At 67.8% G+C, this 18,192-nt stretch carries 14 protein-coding genes; 6 read left to right on the forward strand and 8 right to left on the reverse strand.

Translation table 11 applies throughout. The features are described 5' to 3' along the window. Positions 1 to 10 precede the first annotated feature (10 nt). Positions 11 to 397: a hypothetical protein gene (locus AB0L53_RS23175; protein ID WP_363997203.1), complete on the forward strand. Its 387-nt coding sequence runs from the start codon at positions 11 to 13 to the stop codon at positions 395 to 397. A gap of 72 nt (positions 398 to 469) precedes the next feature. Continuing rightward, positions 470 to 670, forward strand: a complete 201-nt coding sequence (locus AB0L53_RS23180) for a hypothetical protein (RefSeq protein WP_363997206.1) — start codon at positions 470 to 472, stop codon at positions 668 to 670. Positions 671 to 761: 91 nt separating this feature from the next. Here the strand turns inward: AB0L53_RS23180 and AB0L53_RS23185 are convergent, their stop codons facing one another. After that, positions 762 to 1,721: an RNA ligase family protein gene (locus tag AB0L53_RS23185; RefSeq protein WP_363997209.1), complete on the reverse strand. Its 960-nt coding sequence runs from the start codon at positions 1,719 to 1,721 to the stop codon at positions 762 to 764. Between the two features lie 189 nt (positions 1,722 to 1,910). Here AB0L53_RS23185 and AB0L53_RS23190 point away from each other — a divergent pair, with 189 nt between their 5' ends. Beyond that, the gene (locus tag AB0L53_RS23190) at positions 1,911 to 3,740 is read left to right on the forward strand and encodes an ABC transporter ATP-binding protein (RefSeq protein ID WP_363997212.1); all 1,830 of its coding nucleotides are present in this window, start codon (positions 1,911 to 1,913) and stop codon (positions 3,738 to 3,740) included. On the opposite strand, the gene pta is transcribed toward AB0L53_RS23190, so the two are convergent. After that, complete coding sequence (gene pta, locus AB0L53_RS23195) at positions 3,702 to 5,783, reverse strand: phosphate acetyltransferase (protein WP_363997215.1); 2,082 nt, start codon at positions 5,781 to 5,783, stop codon at positions 3,702 to 3,704. The two genes, AB0L53_RS23190 and pta, sit on opposite strands and share 39 nt — an antisense overlap. 404 nt (positions 5,784 to 6,187) lie before the next feature. On the opposite strand from pta, the gene AB0L53_RS23200 reads away from it, so the two are divergent. After that, on the forward strand, positions 6,188 to 9,412 hold the full coding sequence (locus AB0L53_RS23200) for a BTAD domain-containing putative transcriptional regulator (protein ID WP_363997748.1): 3,225 nt from the start codon (positions 6,188 to 6,190) through the stop codon (positions 9,410 to 9,412). A 362-nt stretch (positions 9,413 to 9,774) separates the two neighbouring features. Here the strand turns inward: AB0L53_RS23200 and AB0L53_RS23205 are convergent, their stop codons facing one another. Then, positions 9,775 to 9,990 carry a DUF397 domain-containing protein gene (locus AB0L53_RS23205; protein ID WP_358426264.1) on the reverse strand — a complete coding sequence of 72 codons (216 nt, stop codon included), beginning with the start codon at positions 9,988 to 9,990 and terminating at the stop codon, positions 9,775 to 9,777. Beyond that, a complete protein-coding gene (locus tag AB0L53_RS23210; protein WP_363997219.1) occupies positions 9,975 to 10,814 on the reverse strand; it encodes a helix-turn-helix transcriptional regulator in 840 nt (279 codons plus the stop codon). The genes AB0L53_RS23205 and AB0L53_RS23210 overlap by 16 nt, the downstream gene beginning before the upstream one ends. 243 nt (positions 10,815 to 11,057) lie before the next feature. Between AB0L53_RS23210 and AB0L53_RS23215 the strand changes: the two genes are divergently transcribed. Then, positions 11,058 to 11,468 (forward strand): ATP-binding protein, encoded by a 411-nt coding sequence (locus tag AB0L53_RS23215; RefSeq protein ID WP_363997222.1) that lies wholly within the window; start codon positions 11,058 to 11,060, stop codon positions 11,466 to 11,468. A gap of 108 nt (positions 11,469 to 11,576) precedes the next feature. On the opposite strand, the gene AB0L53_RS23220 is transcribed toward AB0L53_RS23215, so the two are convergent. Continuing rightward, positions 11,577 to 13,508, reverse strand: a complete 1,932-nt coding sequence (locus AB0L53_RS23220; RefSeq protein ID WP_363997225.1) for a leucine-rich repeat domain-containing protein — start codon at positions 13,506 to 13,508, stop codon at positions 11,577 to 11,579. A gap of 450 nt (positions 13,509 to 13,958) precedes the next feature. Between AB0L53_RS23220 and eccB the strand changes: the two genes are divergently transcribed. Further along, positions 13,959 to 15,356, forward strand: a complete 1,398-nt coding sequence (gene eccB, locus AB0L53_RS23225) for a type VII secretion protein EccB (RefSeq protein ID WP_363997228.1) — start codon at positions 13,959 to 13,961, stop codon at positions 15,354 to 15,356. Here eccB and AB0L53_RS23230 read toward each other — a convergent pair. From AB0L53_RS23230 to AB0L53_RS23240, 3 genes are read right to left on the reverse strand one after another with little or no spacing between them, the layout of a single operon-like run. Next, the gene (locus AB0L53_RS23230; RefSeq protein WP_363997231.1) at positions 15,350 to 16,444 is read right to left on the reverse strand and encodes a transglycosylase SLT domain-containing protein; all 1,095 of its coding nucleotides are present in this window, start codon (positions 16,442 to 16,444) and stop codon (positions 15,350 to 15,352) included. The two genes, eccB and AB0L53_RS23230, sit on opposite strands and share 7 nt — an antisense overlap. After that, complete coding sequence (locus AB0L53_RS23235; protein ID WP_363997234.1) at positions 16,441 to 16,731, reverse strand: hypothetical protein; 291 nt, start codon at positions 16,729 to 16,731, stop codon at positions 16,441 to 16,443. Before AB0L53_RS23235 ends, AB0L53_RS23230 begins: the two co-directional genes overlap by 4 nt. Positions 16,732 to 16,753: 22 nt before the next feature. After that, complete coding sequence (locus AB0L53_RS23240; RefSeq protein ID WP_363997237.1) at positions 16,754 to 17,752, reverse strand: winged helix-turn-helix domain-containing protein; 999 nt, start codon at positions 17,750 to 17,752, stop codon at positions 16,754 to 16,756. Positions 17,753 to 18,192 lie beyond the last annotated feature (440 nt).

Genomic DNA, 18,192 nt, shown 5'->3' on the forward strand with positions numbered 1-18,192 from the left:
GGAGTGGATCATGGCGAATCGCCTGGGAATGGCGTTAGCGGCTATCAGCGTGCTGCTAACTGCCGGTTGCGCCCGGCAAGCACATTGGTATCCCATCGAGTCCGCCACTGCCGACCCTGACGGTCGCACGATAACCGCTGTGATCCTAACCGGCAGGCCGGGCGCCGATGGAAGGTTCTGCGTGCAGGTCACCGATACCGAGGTGTCAGAAACCTCGGAGCAGGTTGGCCTGGGAATCAAGGTTCGCAACGATTGTGAGCCAATCTTCCCGTGGGAAGACGGTGGTACATCAACGAACTTTGGCTTTGCGCGCAAGTACCAGTTCCACCTCAAGGGGCCACTTGCAGGGCGCCATTTGGTGGACTCGGCAACCCAGCAGGAAATTCCCATTCTGTAGAACCAAAGGTGCTGTGCGGGCGACACGTCGAGCGCCCGCACGGCACATTCATCACGTTTACGTCCAGGGAGCATGACGACGGTGGTGCCGTCGGTCTCGTTCCGGCTGGCCGGACTGCCACTGCCCGCCCTGCCGACGACCGCCGACGCGCCCCACACCCCGTTCTGGGAATGGCTGGCCGACATCCTCGACATCGTGCTGATGATCGCCCTGCTGCCGCTGGCGCTGGCCGTACTGGATGTGTACGAGACGATCCGCGGGCTGGTCAGCTGAAGCGCAAGGCCTATTCACAGGCCCGGATTCCCGCCTCGTCACCGTCGAGACCAAGCGCCTGTGGGCTTGCCGCTGCCCGGTGCGTCTGTTCTTACTCGTGGCGCAACTCTTGGACGGCCTCTCGCAGGTACGTGTGCAGTTCGTCTTCTTCGCCATCGCCGAGGGCGGCCATAGCGGCGGGAAAGGCGTCGGTGAGATCGACCATGACGTCGAGCACGACCTCGTCCATGAACTCGCGGAAGGACCCGGTCCCTGTTTTGGACCGCGCGCTGTCCAGCCGTGGTCTGTTCACCATGCTCTGGGCGAGTCGGCGTAAGTCGCCCGGAGCAAGCCGCGCGCGCTGGTTCCAGGGGCGGCTCTCGTCGAAGCGTTGCTCGTCGAACTCTTCGATCTTCTTCTTGATGATCGGGCGCTGTTCCGCCGTCGCAGGGATGTCAGGACGCATGACGATCCCTTCCGCGAAGTTACCCGGAATGTCCGGCAGGCCGTACAGGTGTGGCACCCGAGTGGGGAACCGCAGCGGCAGGGCGTCGAGCTCGTGTCTGGGACCCTTGCCTAGCAGGGGCACGACGTCGAGTCCGGCGGCCGCCGCCACCGCTGCCACGTCGGCATAGGGCAGCAAGAGGCCGGCGTCGTCTGGATGGTCGTGCCGGAGCACGTCGAAGAGCGCGAAACGCAGGCCCGGGCTGTACCAAACCCCGGTTTGCACCGCGCTCACCCCGGGCACCGGCTCAACGTCGGCGTGTGGATAGTGGCCGCCGTACAACTCTCCATAGATGCGCACGACCGTGCCGCCCAACGTCAATGCCGCCCTGGCCGCTCGCTCCAGTTCGCCGCGCAACAGTTGCCAGCCGAAGAAAACCTCCTCTCCGCGCAGCCATGCCTTGCGCTTGCCGATGCGGAATTCCCGGCCGTCGTAGGCGATGACCAGCTGCGCCCCGTGGATCTTCTCAGTCGCGATCCAGATGCCGTTGGCGGCGACGGCGGCGCTCGACGCAACGGGGATCTTGGGGAAAGGCACATGACGCATGGCAGAAGTCTCAGTGTCCACACGACGTTCCCGAAACCGCTTTTCGCCCCGGACAGCCCGCCTGGATTCGGCGGGCGCGGCCTGACGGCCAGCGGGGTCGGGCCGGATGCGAGGGATGAGACCGATCCAGATGGCCGGAAAATCAGTCGACCCCGGGTACCCCCTGCGGCAGCATGGTCACGGGCGGTTGTCGGGGTTCGGGAGGGGCGGATGGCTGTGCTCGGATCGCTACAGGGCTCCGAAGGCGTTTCATCCGTACGAAAGTCGGCGGTCCTGCTCGCGCTGCGTCACTACTGCGGTGAGCTGGTGCGCCAGTGGCGCGTCGCGGTGCCCGCGCTGACGGCGCCCGCGTTCGGGAACATCTGCCTGTTCTACCTGGCGCCGCTGGCGGTGGCCGGCATTGTGGGGCGGCTGTCCGCGGGCGGCGACGGATCCGTCGGCGCGCTCCTGCCGTACGTGCTCGGCTTCGCCGGGTTGCTGCTGGCCGGTGAGGTGCTGTGGCGGATCGGGCTGCATTTCCTGAACCGTACGGACGCCCGCGGCATCGAGCACCTCGGCGTGGTGGGCATGGACGAGTTGCTGACCAAGGACACCGCGTTCTTCCACAACAACTTCGCCGGGTCGCTGACCAAACGGGTGCTGGGGTTCTCCTCCAGATTCGAGGACTTCGTCGACACGCTGACCTTCTCCATCATGGCCAAGGTGGTGCCGATCGCCTTCGCCTCGGTGGTGCTGTGGACCTATCATCCGCTGCTGGTCTTCGTTCTGCTGGGCCTCATCGTCGTCACGGGCTGCCTCGTCGCGCCGCTCATCCGCCGCCGCCAGGCGCTGGTCGACGAGCGTGAGGCCGCCAAGGTGCGGGTCTCGGGCCACGTCGCCGACGTCCTGTCGAACATGGACACCGTACGCGCGTTCGCCGCCGAGGACCGCGAGGCCGCCGAGCATCGCGTCAGGGTCGCCGAGCTGCGGAAACTGTCGCTGCGTTCCTGGGACTACGGCAACCTGCGCGTGGACACCGTGGTCGCCCCCATCTCGATCCTCACCAGCGCCCTCGGCCTGCTGCTCGCCGTCGCGCTCCGGGGCGGTCTGGGCGTGGAGGCCGTCGTGGTGACGTTCACCTATTACTCCAACACGATCAGCGTCATGTTCGAGTTCAACCAGGTATACCGGCGCATCGAGAGCGTGCTCACCGAAGCCGCCCAGTTCACCGAGCTGCTGCTCGTACCGTCGAGTGTGGTCGATCCGGCCGACCCGCAGCCGCTGCGCCGGGCGGACGCGAGCGTCCGCTTCGACCGGGTGACGTTCGCGCACGCCGGCGGTTCGTCCCTGTTCGAGCGTCTGGACCTGGACATCCCCAGTGGCACCAAGATCGGACTGGTCGGCCAGTCCGGCGGCGGCAAGACCACGCTCACCCGGCTGTTGCTGCGCCTCATGGACGTCGACGGTGGCCGGATACTGATCGGTGGCCAGGACATCGCCCGCCTGCGGCAGGCCGATCTGCGCAGCCTCATCGCGTACGTGCCCCAGGAGCCGGCCATGTTCCACCGGTCGGTGCGCGACAACATCGCCTTCGCCCGGCCGGGCGCCACCGACGCGGAGATCATGCGGGCCGCGCGGGCGGCGCACGTCACGGAGTTCGTCGAGTCGCTGCCGAAGGGATTCGACACCCTGGTCGGCGAGCGTGGCGTCAAGCTGTCCGGCGGCCAGCGGCAACGGGTCGCCCTCGCCCGAGCCATTCTGCGCGACGCCCCGATCCTGCTGCTGGACGAGGCGACCAGTGCCCTCGACTCGGAAAGCGAGATCCTCGTCCAGGAAGCGTTGTGGGAGCTGATACAGGATCGCACCGCGCTCGTGGTCGCGCACCGCCTGAGCACCGTCGTCCGCATGGACCGGCTCGTCGTGCTGAACCAGGGCGAGATCGTGGAGCAGGGCACCCACGGCGAGCTGCTTGAGTCCGACGGCTCCTACGCCCGGCTCTGGCGCCACCAGTCCGGCGGCTTCCTAGTGGAGGACGACACCCCGGACGCGCTCCACCGATGAAGGGGCGTCCGCATCGTCGTCTCGCACCTGGGCGGCGGTGATGGCCACGGTGGTGACGATGTCGGCGACGGTGGCACCGCGAGACAGGTCGTTGACGGGCTTGCGCAGTCCTTGCAGCACCGGTCCCACCGCGACGGCGCCGGCGCTGCGCTGGACGGCCTTGTAAAGGTTGTTGCCGGTGTTGAGGTCGGGCACCACGAAGACGGTGGCGTGGCCGGCCACCTGGCTGCCGGGCATCTTGGTCCGCGCCACCGAGGGGTCGACCGCGGCGTCGTACTGGATCGGCCCCTCCACCATCACGTCGGGACGGCGCTCGCGGACCAGCTCGGTGGCGGTGCGGACCTTGTCGACATCGGCGCCGGCACCCGAGGCACCCGTCGAGTACGACAGCATGGCGATCTTAGGGTCGACGCCGAACAGGGCGGCGGTGCGAGCCGAGGAGATCGCGATGTCGGCAAGCTGCTCGGCACTCGGATCGGGGTTGACCGCGCAGTCGCCGTAGACCAGCACCCGATCGGCCAGGCACATGAAGAACACGCTGGAGACCAGCCCCAGGCGCAGGATCTCGAACGCCGGCCTGATGGTGTGCGCGGTGGTGTGCGCCGCGCCCGAGACCATGCCGTCGGCCATGCCGGTGTGGACCATCAGCGTGCCGAAGTAGGACACGTCGGTGACGGTGTCGCGGGCCAGCTCGGTGGTCATTCCCCGGTGCGCCCGGACTCTCGCGTACTCGCGGGCGAACCGCTCGCGCAGCTGCGCGTCGAACGGGCTGAGCACGCTGGCCTCGTCCAGATCCAGGCCGAGCTGGGCGGCCTGTACCCTGATCCGCTCCTCGTCACCGAGCAGAGTGAGCTCGGCCACGCCACGGCGCAGCAGGACATCGGCCGCGCGCAGGATGCGCGGCTCCTCGCCCTCTGGCAGCACGATGTGCCGCCGCCGGGTACGTGCCCGATCCAGCAGCTCGTACTCGAACATCAGCGGCGTGACGACGTCGGTCTTGGCGATGGCCAGCCGATCGAGAAGCAGCCGGCCGTCGACGTGCTCGGCGAACAGCCGCAGCGCTGTGTCGATCTTCCCGCCGGCTTCTGGTGTGAACTGGCCCTCCACGGCCGACAGGCGCGTCGCGGTGTCGAAGGTGTCATAGTCGGTGGCGATGACCGGCAGGGGAATGGCCATGCCGCTCAGCAGCCGGTCCACCGGGGCGGGCAGATCCGTGCCACCCGTCATGATCACCGCTGACAGGGCGGGGAAACCCGGCGCCGCGTGTGCCGCGATCAGTCCTGGGAGCAGCGCGGCGGCCCGATCGGACGGGATGATCACCGCGGCGCCCTCGGTGTAGCGGTCCAGGATGCCGGGCAGTGACATCGCGCCCACCATCAACGCGCTCGTCTCCCGGCCCAGCCCGTCGCGCTCGCCGAGGAAGAACCTGCCGTCGCAGGCACCCAGCAGGTCGGCGACGGTGGGGGCGCGCAGGGAGGGAGTCTCGGGCAGTACGAACACCGGCGTAGGGTGATCGACCGCGATGTGCTCGGCAGCCGCCCGGGTGACCACGACCGCCAGTTCCTGGGCGTGGTGCTGCGCCAATTGCCGGGACGACAGCTCGACCGCGGCACTGATCTCCGAGACCGTCCTGCCTCTCCCGCTCACCACGTTCAGCACGGGCGTTCCCAGGTCTGCGGCAAGCCTGGCGTTGAACTCGAACTCGGTCGGCGCGCCCACATCGGTGTAATCGGTCCCGACCACGACCACGGCGTCGCATCGCCCCGCCAGCGCACGGTAACGAGCCACGATGTCACCGGCCGCACGCTCGGCGTCGGCGTGCACCTCGTCGTAGGTGACGCCGGCGTACGTCTCGTAGGGCAGGCTGAGCTGGAACCTGCTCCGGATGGTGTTGATCAGGTTGTCCTCACGGCCTGCCCGCACCACCGGACGGAACACGCCCACGGTCCCCACCTGCCGGGACAGCAGCTCCACCATGCCCAGGGCGACCGCGCCCTTGTTGCTTCCCGCCTCGCCCGCCGCGACGTACACCGCACGTGTCATGTGCATCATTGTCTGTCAGCTGCTTCTCGATCTCGGCAGCGGGCCGTCGGCAACGGCCGCGCTCCCGTCGCGGATCACTTTCGCGTCCGCAGTCAGCGCCTCACAGGCCCACCAACCTCGCTCTGATCGGATCCGAGGACCTGGGCTCAGAGCGACGCATGCGCTCCCGCGTCCGGTGCGGTGCGGTGCGGTGCGGACAGGATGGTCTTGTGGGAGTTGGACGGACGTCGGCTCCGGTAGGTTTCGCACTGCTGCGGTATTATTTGGACGGTTTGCTAGCTGGCAATCTGCCGACTCACCCGGGAGCCGAGGTGGCTCTGCCCGTTCATCCCGTCCGGCCAGGCGTCGACGATCAGCCGGCCGGTGGCGCTCTCTTACGCCTTCAGATCTTGGGCCCATTGCGGGTGTGGCGCGATGGTGTCGAACTGGATGCCGGCCCCCGGCAACAGGCTTATCTGCTGGCCCTGCTTCTGGCCCGGGTGGGCACGCCGGTCAGCACGAGCGAGCTGATCGACCTGGTCTGGGACCACGAGGTCCCCAACAGCGCGCTCAACGTCATCCAGAAATACGTCGGCGCATTGCGGCGACTGCTCGAACCCGCGACCCCCGCCCGTAAATCCGGCTCATACCTGCACCACCGCGGCGGCTCCTACCAGTTCACCGCCGACCCCGGCACCCTGGACCTCCGCACCTTCCGGGAACTCGTCGAGACCGCCAAGGCGGCCCTGGCACGGCAACGCCTGGAAACGGCGCTCGATCGCTATGTCGAAGCGCTTGGCCTCTGGCGGGGCCGTGCGGGCGACGGGTTCACGCACCGATCGACCGCGCTGCCGACCTTCGCCGCCCTCGACGACGAGTTTCACGCCGCGTGCACCGAAGCGGCCGAACTGGCGGTGTCGCTGGGCCGACCGGCGAGGGTGCTGCCGGCGTTGCAGCTGGCCGCATCGATGGCGCCGTTCCACGAACCCGTACAGGCCGGCCTCATCTCCATCCTCGGGGCGGCGGGACGCCAGGCGGAGGCACTGTCGGTGTTCCGCGAGGTCCGCGCCCGTCTTGCCGACGAGCTCGGTATCGATCCTGGCCCGGAGCTGCAAGCCGCACATCTGCGAGTGCTGTCGCAGCCCTCGGCGTCGCCGCTCGTGGCGCGTATGGACGGTGGGGATGACGGCGCGTCGGCGCGAACGGCAGCCGGGCTGGTCGGCCGGGCCGAGGAACTCGCCCTACTGCGGCAATCCGTCGAGATGGCGTTCACCGACCGCCCAGCGCTCCGTATCGTCGAAGGCGAGCCGGGCGTAGGCAAGACCCGCCTGGTACGAGAGATCGCCACCGAAGCGAGCGGACGTGGCGCGCTGGTCGTCTGGGGTTCGTGCCTGGAAGGCGACGGAACACCGTCGATGTGGCCCTGGGAACAGACGCTCCGCCCGATTCTCGACAGCCTGCCCGCGCCGCTGCGGGAGAAGTGGCTCGCCAGTGAGCTCGGCAGTCTCCTGGAATCGCGAGACGACTACGCCGCCGCGCCGGCCATTCCCGAAAGCGGTGCCCAGTTTCGCCTGTTCGAGCAGGTCGTCACCGCCGTTGGGCAGGCCTCGGCGCAACGGCCCACGCTGCTGATCGTCGATGACCTCCAATGGGCCGACGCCGCCTCGCTCCAGCTGTTCGGCCACCTGACGGCCCGGCTACCCGCCGGCACGGTGATCATCGGTGCGCTACGCGATCGCGCACCCACACCCGGCTCTGATCTGTCGCGGGTCCTGGCCGCGGCCAGCCGGCTGCCCGGCCACCGCAGGATCCGGCTCGGCCCGCTCGGCTTGACCGACGTGACCGAGCTCATCCGCCGCGAGACCGGCCACGATCCCGGTGCCGAAGTCGCCCGCGGTATCCATGCCCGCACCGCCGGCAATCCGTTCTTCGTCCAGGAGCTGTCCCGGCTGCTCAGCGACGGCGGCTCGCTCGGCGACGGCGGCGCGTCAGTACGGGCAGGGGTGCCGGCCACCGTGCGAGACGTCGTCCGCGATCGGATGTCCGGTCTCGACGACAGCGCTCACGGCCTGCTGCGCATCGCCGCGGTCATCGGCCGCGACGTGGACCTCGACCTGCTCGCCCGCGCGATCGGCGTCGATGTCGCGGACTGCCTCGAACGCCTCGAACCGCTGCAAGCACTCGGCCTCCTGGAGACCAAGCCGGAAGACCCGTTCTTGTGGCGCTTCGCGCACGACCTGGTCCGCGAGTCGGTCACCGAGACCATTGCGCGGCGGCAGGCCGTCCAGCTGCATCTGCGCGTCGCCGACGCCCTCGAACACATCCATGCGGACGACGAGTCCGTCGCCGAACGCCTCGCCTACCACCTGCGGGGCGCCGGCCCCCTGGCCGACCCGGTTCGCACCACGGAGGCACTGGCGCGCGCCGGTCGCCGCGCGGCGACCAAGCTCGCGTTCGCGGCCGCCTATCGGAACCTGGAATCGGCCGTCCAGATCGCCCGGACGGCAGGGCTGCTGGAGCTGGAACTGTGCGTCCTGTCGCTGCTCAACCTCCTCGCCGTCGAGCCCCCGGGAATGGGCGGCTCGACGTTCGATCTGCTGGAACGGGGTGCATATCTTGCCCGCAGACTCGGCCGCGAGACGGCCGAGGCCGAGTTTCTCTTCGTTCGGATGACCGGGGCCTACATCTCCACCGAGAAAGACCGTGGGGTGTGGGCTCGCCGGCTGCATGAGCAAGGCCAGGCGTCCGCGAACCCGATCATCCAGGCGTACGGCCGACAGGCCTGGGGCCTGTACCAATGGGACATCGGCGACATCGGCGCGGCGTATCAGTGTTTCAGCTGGGTAGGCCGTACTACTGCGGACGGCATTGCCTCGCTGCTCGCGAACTCGGCCGACCCGCACCCGGGGCCGGCTCAGGAAAGCATGTACCACCTTGCCAGCCGAGTCGGGGGCGTCCCGGTTCGACGCCGCGACGACCTCGGACGTTGGCGGATCCAGGATGAGTGGGTCGGATATCTGGCCGTGATCACCACGCTGCATGGCGATGTCGAGACGGGGCGGTCCCTGCTCGGCACGGTGTACCAGGCCGAGGGAGACCCCTTTGAGATGTCGGGCTGGACCCGCTACCAAACCATGGCCGCCACGATGGCCGGTGACACGACCTGGACGATGCACGCGACCGAGCGGTGGGTCGCGGCCAGCGCCGACCGTCCCGGCGTCGCGCAGGAAGCCTACATACGGCTGGACTGGTACTGGGCCCGTGCCCTCACCGGCGACGACCCGGCCGGCACCGCGGCCAAGGCCGAACATCTCCTGGCCGCGACCCTGCTCGACCCGCCGAGATGGGGCCTCGCCTACTGGTACGGACTGATCGCCGAGATGTGGCTGGCAGCCGAGATGCCCGACAAGGCCGCGACCGCCCTCGACCGGGCCGACCAGGCCGTCAAGGCCCACGGCCAACGCTATGCCGAAGGACTTCTCCTGTTGCTGCGCGCCCGCCTGCTGCACGCCCGCGGCGAACCCGTCGACGTCGTGCGAGCCGCCGCCGACGAAGCCCGCGCCCGATCCGGCGAACGCGGGGCCCACCTCTTCGCCCGCCGCGCCGAGAGTTTCCTGGCCGATCTCGACCAGAATCCGGCAGGATGTTGATCGCGATGCGGCGAGATGGGGTCGGCTACGCGTCGGCCATTCGCGTTGTGTCGCGGACAGGCCCAGGCTGGCCAAGCTGGCCGCGGTGTCCAGGATCGTCTCCTCGATCGGCGGGTCTTCGCAAACCGCTTCTACGACACCGAGCTGGTGAACAACGCCTCCGGACGCTGTCTGGCCGTGGGCCTGTGGAGCTGCAACGTCAGCAACCCCAACGCCTGGCAGCGCTGGTACTGACCGACCACGAATGACTCCTGTCCGGTCCCGAAGGATCGGACAGGAGTCATTCGCGCGCATCGCTCGCCAAGCAGATCCGCCGACTCGGCATTTCTCCAGACCTGGCAGGAGCCTGACCAAAGGCCAGGCTAGAAGTCGAACACTCCCTCTTTCACCCCACCGGCGAACGCCTTCCACTCTGGATCGGTGAACACCAGAGCAGGCCCATCGGGGTCCTTGCTGTCCCTCACCGCGACGCGTCCGGCCGACAGCGGAGCCACCTGTACGCAGTTCCCCTCGGCGTCCGAGAGAGGGCTCTTCCGCCACACCGCGTTCCTGAGTTCATCGCTCAGTGCCAGATCCATTCTTGTTTCAACCTCTCTTCGATCAGCGCCATCGAGTCCGCCCGGGACAGGGCATCCGCTCTGATCGTCTGAAACCGAGCCTTCAGCTTCTCCACAAGCTCAAGCTGGTCCAGCATGCGGCCTCCACCAGGGGAGTCGATGAAGACGGCTTCGTCGCCATCTCCAGCCGTCCGAGCGATCACGAACCCTGCCACCAGGCCGCGCGTAGACATAGCGCGCAGGGGGACGATCTGCATCACTATGTTCGGACTTCTACCCATCATGAGGAGATGTTGAAGCTGATCCCGGGTGATTTCCTCGCTTCCTACCGGGCGTAGCAGTGCGCACTGGTCGAGAACGGCATATAGGAACGGAGGGTTGTCCCGGCGCAAAATAGCTTGTCGCTGCATCCGCGCCTCTACGGCCTCTTCCACCTGCTCGGGGGTTGTACCGGGCCTGCCTTGACAGACAGCTTCCGCGTACGCCCGAGTTTGGAGCAATCCCGGAATGATCAACCCTTCATAGGCGCACAGTTCCGTGGCCCGCTTCTCCCTGTCCAGCCACGGCAGGAAGTTGCGAAAGGTCACGTTGCTGCGAGACCTACGGGGAAGGTGCTGCACGAGATCACCTGGCGGGAGCCCCATGGCTTCCTCGCACCGGCGCGCCCTGTTCTCATCCATCCGGCGGTCGGCCCGCTCGATGTTGCCGATCTGCTGACCCGTGAGAGCGACCCTGGCCCCCAGCTGAGCCAACGTCAATCCCGCCTCTTTGCGCCGTTTACGCAATTCATAACCATATCGCGCGTCTGGGCTTGTTTCGGGGTCTAGTTCTACCTCGATTCCCACGCCACACCCCTCCTTACGTGCCACTGCGGCGAAACTCCGCAGCCCGGAAACTGTGTCGCTACAGACTTTGCCGACCACTGAGAAAAATATCGCTCCACTGCCATTCTGACTAGCGGTTCACCACACCCTCCACCCGTGGTGACACAGCCTGAAGAAATCCAGAGGCGAGCACGACACGGACAAAGTCGGTGAATAATTATGAATGCGGCGCTCCACTCCCCCACCCAATGCCACACCTTCGAGATGAATAAGGATCTGGATCCCCGTGTGATCCCCGCCAGAGCGCGCGACACCATCACCGCGTGGGTGGGAGCGGACCACCCCCGGGCCTATGACCTTCAGACGCTCGCCACAGAGTTGGTCACCAACGCCATCAGGTACGGGCTCGGGACCATGCCCGCGGCGCGGTGGGTGCGCATGAGGCTAGAGCCCGAGGCAGGCTTCCTCCGCCTGGTCGTGGTCGATCCTGGGCACGCCAATACCTTCCCTCGGCTTCGACAGCCCGTGAACGACCCCGGCCCCGACGACGAGGACGCGGCGATCGAGTCCGGCCGTGGGCTGCGCATAGTGCACGAGATCACCGACGGCTCGTGGGGTCACTACTACAACACCCGGAACGAGCGGGTCGTCTGGGCTCTGGTGTCCAGCCGATAGGCATCCCCACGGCCGGCAAGACGGTGCCTCTGCCTGCCGTGGGGAGCACGCCTCCCCACGCATCACGGTCCCGCACCCGCCCGGCCGCCGCGACTGAGTGCGGCTGTACTAGTCCTGATCCTCGTCGTCGTCCCAGTCCTCATCGTCGGTCAGCCAGTCGGGCCGTGCGATGAGCGGGTTGCCGTCCAAACGAAGCTCTGTGACGGTGAGATGATCCAGCCACTCGGGCAAGACAGTGATCTGGTTGTCGCTCAGGTCAAGTCCGTCGAGGGCCGTGAGGCCGCTTAGCCGTTCAGGTAGCTCGGTGAGATCGTTATCGCTCAGGTCGAGCTCGATGAGGGCAGTGAGGTTGCCCAACGTGTCAGGCACCATGGCGAGCCGATTGCTGCCCAGGCTGAGGCGAGCGAGGTTGGTGAGGTTGCCGATGCTGTCGGGCACCGTGGTGAGCCCGTTGGCCGCCAGGTTGAGCGTGATGAGTTTGGTGAGGTTGCCGATGGCGTCGGGCACCACGGCGAGCTCGTTGGCCGCCACGTTGAGCGCGACAAGGTTGGCGAGGTTGCCTAATGTGCCAGGTAGCGCGGTGACGTTGTTGTGCGGCAGCTTAAGGCCGGTGAGGCTGACGAGGTCGCCGAACGAATCAGGCACCGTGACAAGCTGATTGCCGTCCAGCTTGAGCGTGGTGAGGCTGGTCAGCCCGCCGAACGTATCCGGCAGGATGGCGAGCTCGTTGTGGGACAACTCAAGCTCGGCGAGGCCGATGAGGTCACCGAACGAATCAGGCACCGTGGTAAGCCGGTTGCCGTCCAGCTTGAGCGTGGTGAGGCTGGTCAGCCCGCCGAACGTATCCGGCAGGATGGCGAGCTCGTTGTGCGACAACTCAAGCTCGGCGAGGCTGGCAAGGTCACCGAACGAGCCAGGCACCGTGGTAAGCCGGTTGCCGTACAGGTTAAGCCTGGTGAGGCTGGCGAGCCCGCCGAACGTATCCGGCAAGACAGTGAGTTTGTTGTGCGAAAGGTCAAGCTCGGTGAGGTCGATGAGCCCGCCGAACGAATCAGGCAACATCTCCAGCTGATTGTTGTTCAGCCCTAGCTCGGTAAGGTTGGTCAGATTGCCCAGCCATTCGGGCAGGACACTGAGCCGGTTGCCGGAAAGATTGAGCTTGGTGAGATTGGTGAGCATGGACAACCAGCCCGGCAAGGTAGTGAGCTCTTTGTCTTGCAGGTCGAGCTCGGTGAGGTTGCTCAACGTATCCGGCAGTGCGGTGATCTGATTGGCGGCCAGGTACAGCTTGGTAAGATTGGTGAGGTTGCCGAACGTGTCTGGCAGAACAGTGATGTCGTTATAGGCCAGGTACAAAGTCGTGAGGTTGGTGAGATTGCCCAACGAATCCGGCAGCTGAGTCAACTGGGTGAGGCTTAAGTCGAGCTCGCCGAGGTTGGTCAGGTTGCCCAACGTGTCCGGCAGCACCGCGATCGGATTGCCGCCCAGGTTGAGCGTGGTGAGGCTGGTGAGCCTGCCGAATGTGTCCGGCACGGCGACGAGCCTGTTGCGCCACAGGTTGAGCTCGGCGAGGTCGGTGAGGTCGCCCAACGTGTCGGGCAGAGCAGCGATGTTGTTGAAGGCCAGGTCGAGGACTGTGAGGTTGGACAGCTCGTTCAGCCACTCGGGCACGCGGGTGATCCTGTTGTCGCGTAGCTTGAGCACAGTGAGATTGGTCAGGCTACGCAGCCATTTGGGAAAGCCGGTGAGCCGATTCCCACCTGGATAAAGCTCAAGCGTCGTAAGTTTGGTGAGGCTGCCCAAGGTGTCCGGCAATCCGGCGAGCCTATTTCCCGACACCTTGAGATCGGTGAGCTCACTGAGATTGCCCAACCACCCGGGTAATTCAGTGAGCCGATTACCTTTCAGGTTGAGCTTGGTAAGACCGGTGAGGTCGCCCAGCGCCTCAGGCAGGGTATCAAAATCGAAGTCAGAAAGGTCCAATTCAGTAGCGCCGCTATCCAGCGCTGCGGCAATCCGCCCGTCAACCTCTGAAGACACTTCAGCCCACCTCATTATCAAGTGCCATGCGTCCGGTAAAGCGGCCGTTGGCCGATGATCGACAGACAATACCGCGTAATCGTCCATCGATCGCGTAAAAACCGCCTCCGCCGTTGATCTTCGGTTTGGTTTCGGGCGTGGTGGCGCTCCGATGGTCATGTCGGGGGTGCCGGTTCCACGGGCCGGTGCGGGTGCCGCTGTCAGGAGTGTCCGCCAGAGTGGGTGCTCAGGCAGGGGCGCACGACCACACACAGCTCAGGCTCGCGCCGACGCACGACCTCCCCGGCCCATGACCGGCAGGATCGGTGCCAAGCCGGAGTCCCGGGTGCAAACGCCTGGTGGCGGCCGAGGGTGCGCGGCGCGCGTGTCCATTACAGAACTGTTGAAGTATCGCGCTCTGCCCGTTCTCATCTGGATAAATTGGGCCGGGCGAATTCCGGGGAGGTGGGCGTGCACAGCCAGCGCGACCTCTACCAGGCGTACCGGCTCACGGTCCAGCGGATCGGCCTGGCGCTGATGCGTGCCCAGCCGAACCAGCCCGAGTGGCCGCTGCGCCGCCAGAACATCGGTTTCCTGGCCGGGGCCATGGTCGCCGTGTTGCTGGGTGTCGGGTTCGCGGTCGTCGGGCTGCTCCGGCCCAGCGGCACCAAGGCGCTGCGGGACCCGGGGACACTGATCATCGAGCGCGAGACCGGTGCCCGCTACGTCTACAGCCAGCCCCAGCGCAGGCTGATCCCAGTGGCCAACTACGCCTCGGCCCGGCTCGTGCTCGACTCGCCGCAGATCACCGAGCGCGTGGTCGCCAGGGAGGCGCTGAGCTCGTACGAGCGCGGCACGCCGGTCGGCATCCCGGGGGCGCCCGACTCGCTGCCGACCGCTGATCGGCTCGCCTCCGGTCCCTGGTCGGTCTGCGTGCAGGAGCGCGAGAGTGACACGGGGCGCAAGCCGTACGTGACGCTGATCGCCGGGCGGCAGGTCGGCGACCGGCCGCTCGCCGAGGACAGCGCGATGCTCGTGGACGTCGGCGGGCAGACCTGGGCGATCTGGCGCGGCGCGCGGATGCGCGTGCCCGCCGGGATCGCGCGTGGCCTGAGCGGCACCGACCCGGCGGCCGTGCCCGTGGCCTGGCTGAACGCGCTGCCGGAAGGGCCCGATCTGGCCGCGCCCGCGATCGAGGGGCGGGGCCGGCCAGTGACCGGGCCCGGCGGCGAGAAGGCCGCCGTGGGGCAGGTCTACCGGGCCACGGCCGTCGCCGGGGGCGAGCCGCGCTGGTACGTGCAGCTGGCCGACGGCTTGGCGCCTGTCACGCGTGCGCAGGCGACGCTCCTGCTGAGCGACCCGGCGGCGTACAGCGGCGGCACGACCGCCGAGGTCAAGATCGACGCGGCGACGGCCAACGCCGCCCCGCGCTCCCGCACCAAGCTCCCGGCCGACGGCCTGCCCGCGTCGATGCCGAAGATGACGGCCTATGACCCGGCGAGCCCGCTCTGCGCGGTCTACGCCGACGCCGACAAGGGCTCGGCCCGCGCCCGGCTCATGTCGGGCGGCACGCTGCCCGCGCCCCGCGGCGACGCCACGGATCTGGTACGTCTGCCGCCGGGCCGGGCGATCGTCGCCGGTGTCCTGCCCGGTGACGGCCAGCTCGACGCGGTGCAGTCGTACTACCTGGTGACGGACGAGGGACGGCGCTACGCCGTGCCGAACGCGGACGTGCTGGGCAAGCTGGGGTACGACGCCAAGCGCGCCACCCCGGTGCCCGCCAACGTGCTGCAGCTCATCCCCGAAGGGCCGGTGCTGGATCCGGCGCGGGCCGCCAAGCCGGTGGCCACCGCCTCACCAGCTCAGTAACCCCGGTAGCCGCCGCCGGTCTTCGTGCCGACGACGCCGGGCACGTTGGAGACCGAGCCGTAGCGCTCGATGGCGTAGCGGACCCCGGCGATGATGTTGTCGACCGGGTTGTAGATGTTCTCGTGGCCCGGCAGCTTCCACCGGTTGAACGTGGGGTCGATCGTCTGCATGAGCCCCTTGGAGGGCGTGCCCTTGGCGGCGTTGGAGTCCCAGTTGTTGATCGCGTTGGGGTTGCCGCCCGACTCGTGCCGGATGATGGTCCAGATGTCGTTGGCGTTCATCTTCTCGACCGGGTAGCCCTGCGCCTTGAGGACGTTGACGGCCTGTGTGATCCAGTCGGCCACCTGTCCCTGCGGAGCCGGTCCACCGCCCGCCGGGGGCGGACCACTCGGCCCATATCCGCCAAAACCAGGCATACTGGGCGAATGGCCCCTCGGCCCGCTCGCCTCGGCGAGGGTCGTCGCGCCGTTCTGTTGCCGCGACGGGGTCCAGTCCAAGGGCTTCCCCGGCCCCGGGGCGAAGGGCTCCGTGTCCGGCTCCGGCCAGTTCTCGGTGGATCTGCCCAGCCCGCCCAGCAGGCCCCGGATGCCGGCCGCGGCCGTGCCCAGAGCGTTGTTCGCGGTCGTCCGCTGCTCTTCCAGTTGCTTGCGGGCGTCGCCGACCAGCCCCTGCACGCCTTGCAGGATCTGGTCCTGCGTGGCCTGCGGGTTCCTGGCCTGGAAGTCGCGTACGGCGGCGGCGTAGTTCTGGCAGATCCCGTTCGCCGTGGACTCGGCCGTCCGCAGGGCCTCGGCGGCGGTGGCCAGGTGCGTGGCGCACTGTGACAGCACGCTCTGCAGCGTGTCGCCGATCTTCCCGGCCCGGTCCATGTACGTGACGAACGCGTCGGCGCTCGCCCCCTGCCAGGCGGTGTCCAGATCACCGACGGCCGACCTGACCGCGGCGGTCTGGCCCCGGCCGGTGTCGGCCGCCGCCTGCCACGCACCGACGACACGGCCCACAGCGCCGGGGTCGCCCACCACCGTCGCGGCCAGCGTGGCCAGCTCGGCCCCGCCGGGGACGCCCCGCACGTCGTCGATTCCGCTCACCGGCGCACCGCGGCCCCGTCGGCGTCCGTGAACGTCCGCTCCACGGCGTCCAACGCCTGCTCCACCGCCTGAAGATGCCCGCCGAGCGTCCGCGAGGTGGTCCCGGCGGCCGCGTTCAGCTCGCTCACCGCCGCGGCCAGCGCTCCGGAGTTGTCGAGGCGGCCGAAGGCGGCCTGGTCGATCGCCGCGCCGGACACCGACCCGGCGACCTCGGCGAAGGCGCCGGACGCGTTCTTCGCCGCCGTTCCGCACCCGTCGAGCGCTTCACGGTGATATTTCAGGACCACAGCAGATCTCCTTGGTCGGCGCTCAGCGGCGGAAGAGCGACAGCAGTTCCTCCGCCCGGTCGGTGCGGGCGATCCAGACCTCGCGTCCCCGCCGCTCCCTGCTGATCAGCCGCGCGGCGTGCAGCCGGTCGCAGTGATAGGTGATCCCGCTGGGCGCGATCTTGACGTTGGAGGCCAGCATGCTCATCGTCATGGGCTGGTCCAGCTGGCAGAGCAGCTCGGCGCGCACCGGGCCGACCAGGGCGGACAGCTCGTCCACGGCGGGCGCGACGGGCCGGCGCCACAGCGACTCGGCGCCGGGGACGGGGTAGGCGATCCACACCGCGTCGGGATGGTCCAAGCTGACGATCACGGCGTCCTTGCCGGCCAGCATCGGCACCAGGATGATCCGCCGGTTGCCCAGCTCGTACGTGCTGGCCTCGATGTCGGCGATCAGCAGGCCGCGCTCGCCGTACCGTATGCGGTCGTTCAGTGCGCCCAGCAGCAGCTCGGGGCCGCCGCGGACGGAGGTGATGCCGACGCGCTCGATCTCCCGGTCCAGCAGTGGCCGCGCCCGCTGCCAGAGCGGCTCGGTGGTGTGCCAGACGTCGTTGAGCGCGGTGGCGTACCCGCGCAGCCAGCGGCCCGGCCGCTCGGCGGCGGCCCGCCAGTGCGTCGGCAGCGATCCGTCGCCGAACGCCTGCTCCAGGTCCTTGATCAAAGACTCGGGCGGTATGTCGCTCAGCGCGCTCACCTGGGCCGCCACGGACATGTCGTCCATGGGGGTGATCGGCGCGACGCTGTCGGGCACGACGGAGTAGCCGGGAGCGGCGAGCGGAAGGACCGCCTCGCGTCCCAGCGGGCTCACCCTCGACTGGACCGCGCGCCGCCATAGCTCGGGCAGGCCGCGCCGGCGGCCGGCCAGCGCGTCGGCGATCATGGCGAGAGCGGTCAGGTTCGGAGAGATCGACACGGACAGCTGAGGAGCGGAGGTCACTCGTAGCTCGCTCCACACGTTCGTTCTGGTTACCGGAGCCCCCACGGGTCGTACTGTAGGCAAAGCTGACATATCTGGATCGATGCTTCAAATAAGCTCGAAAGATCCGTTGCGCAGGTCGCATGAGGTGGGGGCCGGACCTGCACCTTCCGGCCCCCACCGGCTATGTGGTCACCCTCATGCTCAGGTGATGCGGACGCTCTTGGTCGTCAGTCGCATTGGATGCGCTCCGTTCAGGAAGTTCCGCCCGTGCTTGGTGCATAAGGAACGTAAGCCTCAACGCTCACATCTGACTTACAAGTCACTTACAGCCCCACGAGCGGCCCCAGGTAGATGATCATCACCCTCGGCCCCGCGAGCGCCAGATGTCCTGTTCCGTCACGAACATCCCTTGACATCGCGGATGTAACGAGTTAGCTTCCTCGAAACCCAGGATTAACGTTCACGTGAACGTTCATCCTGGCGGCTGAAAGCGTCTACGGAAG

This window comes from Nonomuraea sp. NPDC052129 (genome assembly GCF_040680095.1).
Taxonomy (GTDB): domain Bacteria; phylum Actinomycetota; class Actinomycetes; order Streptosporangiales; family Streptosporangiaceae; genus Nonomuraea.

Excerpts from the sequence above, each read along its gene's own strand:
- AB0L53_RS23175 (WP_363997203.1), top strand. The coding sequence starts at position 11 with ATGGCGAATCGCCTGGGAATGGCGTTAGCGGCTATCAGCGTGCTGCTA.
- AB0L53_RS23180 (WP_363997206.1), top strand. The coding sequence starts at position 470 with ATGACGACGGTGGTGCCGTCGGTCTCGTTCCGGCTGGCCGGACTGCCA.
- AB0L53_RS23190 (WP_363997212.1), top strand. The coding sequence starts at position 1,911 with ATGGCTGTGCTCGGATCGCTACAGGGCTCCGAAGGCGTTTCATCCGTA.
- pta (WP_363997215.1), bottom strand. The coding sequence starts at position 5,783 with ATGACACGTGCGGTGTACGTCGCGGCGGGCGAGGCGGGAAGCAACAAG.
- AB0L53_RS23205 (WP_358426264.1), bottom strand. The coding sequence starts at position 9,990 with ATGGATCTGGCACTGAGCGATGAACTCAGGAACGCGGTGTGGCGGAAG.
- AB0L53_RS23215 (WP_363997222.1), top strand. The coding sequence starts at position 11,058 with ATGAATAAGGATCTGGATCCCCGTGTGATCCCCGCCAGAGCGCGCGAC.